The organism is Ferroplasma sp., assembly GCF_037442045.1.
Taxonomy (GTDB): domain Archaea; phylum Thermoplasmatota; class Thermoplasmata; order Thermoplasmatales; family Thermoplasmataceae; genus Ferroplasma.
The window spans coordinates 1-2,934 of sequence record NZ_JBBIRC010000079.1 but is presented as its reverse complement, the minus strand read 5'-3'; the positions used below and the strand labels follow the sequence as shown (position 1 = coordinate 2,934).

Annotated in this window: 4 protein-coding genes; 2 read left to right on the top strand and 2 right to left on the bottom strand. The window is 33.5% G+C overall.

All coding sequences use genetic code 11. The annotated features are described in order from the left end of the window. Positions 1-127: 3-hydroxyacyl-CoA dehydrogenase NAD-binding domain-containing protein (locus WKI77_RS07450; protein ID WP_337861195.1), on the bottom strand; the 127-nt coding region annotated here is incomplete at its 3' end. A gap of 85 nt (positions 128-212) precedes the next feature. Here WKI77_RS07450 and WKI77_RS07445 point away from each other — a divergent pair. Further along, entirely contained in the window at positions 213-1,436 is a 1,224-nt protein-coding gene (locus WKI77_RS07445) for an MFS transporter (protein WP_337861194.1), read from the top strand. 2 nt (positions 1,437-1,438) lie between these two features. Here WKI77_RS07445 and WKI77_RS07440 read toward each other — a convergent pair whose 3' ends face one another. After that, the gene (locus tag WKI77_RS07440) at positions 1,439-2,011 is read right to left on the bottom strand and encodes a CBS domain-containing protein (RefSeq protein ID WP_337861193.1); all 573 of its coding nucleotides are present in this window, start codon (positions 2,009-2,011) and stop codon (positions 1,439-1,441) included. A gap of 63 nt (positions 2,012-2,074) precedes the next feature. Between WKI77_RS07440 and WKI77_RS07435 the strand changes: the two genes are divergently transcribed. Beyond that, a partial coding sequence (locus WKI77_RS07435) for a DNA/RNA helicase domain-containing protein (protein ID WP_337861192.1) occupies positions 2,075-2,934 on the top strand: 860 nt, incomplete at its 3' end.

The following is a 2,934-nucleotide window of genomic DNA, read 5'->3' as shown; positions in this document are numbered from 1 at the left end:
TTTTTGCATTTTCCAGTATTGTTTTATCAATATCAATTAACAACGTATCAATGCCATTCTTGATAAATACCTGTGTTATTCCCTGTCCCATTATTCCAGATCCAATTACTGCAACTTTTTTTACCATGGAGCTTTATATCACGAAATAATAAAAACTTTGACAGTAAAACGAATTTTTCAAAGATTAAATATTTATTTGCAATAATGTAAGGGTGAAAAATGCTGAGGGGAAACTTTTAATTATAAATTTTATCATGCTATTATCCGTTACATTTACCATGCGATCTTCAACCAATATGCTTATGACCGTTGTTCCTGTTTTTACAAAATATGTTATAAATGCTGATGTTTTCTTTGTTGGGTTGACAGCTACGTTTTACGGAATAGGAGCTATGGCTTCGAATATATTCGTAAATGGAAGAATAAGCGTTGATAAAACGCCAAAAGTAATATTTGCATTTCTTCTTGTAATGACACTTGGAATATTTATTTATATATTTTCCACAAATATTTATGAGGTACTTATTCTCTCTGGAATAACCGGGTTATCCATGGGCGTTGTCCAGCCGCTTTTAATGACAGTAACAAATGCAATTGCACCGCCAGAAAAGAGGGACAGGTATATAGCCGCATATACTGCAGCATTGTCACTGAGCCTTATATTTGGGGTTTTGCTGGAAGGATTAATATTATCTTATATAAATGTCAGATATGCTTTTGTAATATTTTTCTTTATCGCACTGTTCTCCTCCACAGGTATGTATGTATTGTCAACAAGGATCCATATCCCTGCGAAATCGACAAAAACAAGAAGTTTTAAGGAAATTATTTCCAGAGCTTCTACTTCATTAAAACAGGGGAAAGTTCTTTTTGCCATGTTTGGAAATATTTCATATGCATTTCCTTTTATCCTGCTTATTACCTATGGAAGCATAATCGGAAAGGAATATGATGGAATATCCCCGGGAATTTTCCTTTACTTGCTGGCTTTATTTTATGGAGTTTCTTTTATGTCAAGATTAATACTGTCTTTCAGGCAGGTTAAAAATAAGGAATTTTTGATGTATGCTGCATTTGGTGCAAGCATTCTTGGCTATCTGCTGGTTGGTATTGACACGGGCATTGTTATGTTCATTGCAGCACTGCTTATTCTTGGATTTCCACATGGTGCCATATTTCCATTATCCACTTCTTACATTGCCGCAAGCGTGGATGTTGAATATATGAATATTGTATATTCAGTATTTCTGTTAATCATGGATGTTATTGCATTTGTTATACCTTTTATATTTGGCCTGATTTCCGAGTTATACAATATAAAAATTGCAATTTATCTGACATTATTGCCAATGGCACTGTTAATAGCAATATCTGTTGCGTTTAACTTAAAAGACAATAAGGTGCACAAAAAGGCTGCTTCCCCTGAAAAAATTTAATTTTATCTTATCCCAAACTTTGAGGCTATTTCAACCATATCTGATACATATTCGCTGAAGAATTTTAGAATATCCCTGGATGTTATGATGCCAGATAATTTATTATTATCTACCACAATCAATCTTCTTATTCCTTTCCCGGCCATTAAATTTGCTATCTTTTCCATCGGAGTATCTGATGGTACCGAAGTAAGGGGAGATGTCATGATCTCTTTAAGTGTAATTTTAGACGGATCAATTTTTTTAGATAAAATTTTGTTTATAAAATCCCATTCAGTAACTATGCCTTCAGGCACATTTTCTTTACCTATAATTACAAAGCCCTGTTGTTTTTCAGCCATTATTCTGGAACCTTCAAAAGCGCTTATAGAACCATCTACTATCTGGCAGTTCTTTCTCATTATATCCTCGGCATAAAGCACCATATTTGTATATTCCGTGTTGATATTTAAACTAAATGAGCTGGAAGAAATAAAGGAAACGCTGGGCGATATTAAATCTATTGCATTTAAGCAGCAGAATATTTCTGCATCTGATATTTTTGTAAATTCGATAAATATTGAATTATTGTTCATATATCATGAATTTTAACAGAATAAAAAGGAAATCAATAAATAATACACACTGATTCTATTTATATGAATTACCTGTATTCCAATGATACAGAAACTTTTTTAAAAGAATATAACGATAGCTTCGCTGACCTTATCAGAGAAAAATATGTTGAAATGTACAATGCTGAACCGGGGCAATATCTTTACAATTCATGGAAAACATCTATTGCATATATAAAAAACCTGGCTTTGAAACTGCAAAATAAAGGAATAGTGTTTGAATATATTATTCCTGCCGGAGCGGAAAGGGCCGATGCAGTACTGATAGGTAATTTAAAATCTCCATCAATAACACTCATTGAAATGAAAGGCTGGAAAACCATGAATATTCTTGACGATTATTTTGTGCGGGCGGATAACAAAAGAGAGGTAAATCCAGAATACCAGGTTTTAAATTATGAAGGGAAAATAAGATACAGTGTAGATGGGATTAATGATTATCACATTAATTCCATGGTTATATTATATAATATAAAAAATATTGAAAATAGGGGCAAACTTACCTTTTTGGGAAATGAACAGGATAGAATAATAAAGGAGTTAAAAAATTATCTGGACCCTGGATATTGCAGCGATGATTTGAAGAAATTTGTTACAGGCAAATACAGGCAAAATAAAAACCTTTTTGATGCTGTACGGCTTTATTATAATGACATAAAGGAAGGGGCAATGAGGTCATTGGCAGTAAAAGGTTATGGCCTTTTCAATGAACAGCTGGAGCCATATTCAGAAATTATAGATGCGCTTTCATCGGGCAAAACCGGCAACTTTGTAATTCATGGCGGACCCGGATCTGGAAAAACCTTAATTGCAATGAACCTCCTGTTGAGGTCAGCGGCCATGGGCAAACAATCTGTGCTTTCATATAGAAACAATAGAATGGT

Bases quoted from the DNA above. Each gene is read 5' to 3' on its own strand.
- WKI77_RS07440 (WP_337861193.1), bottom strand. From the start codon at position 2,011: ATGAACAATAATTCAATATTTATCGAATTTACAAAAATATCAGATGCA.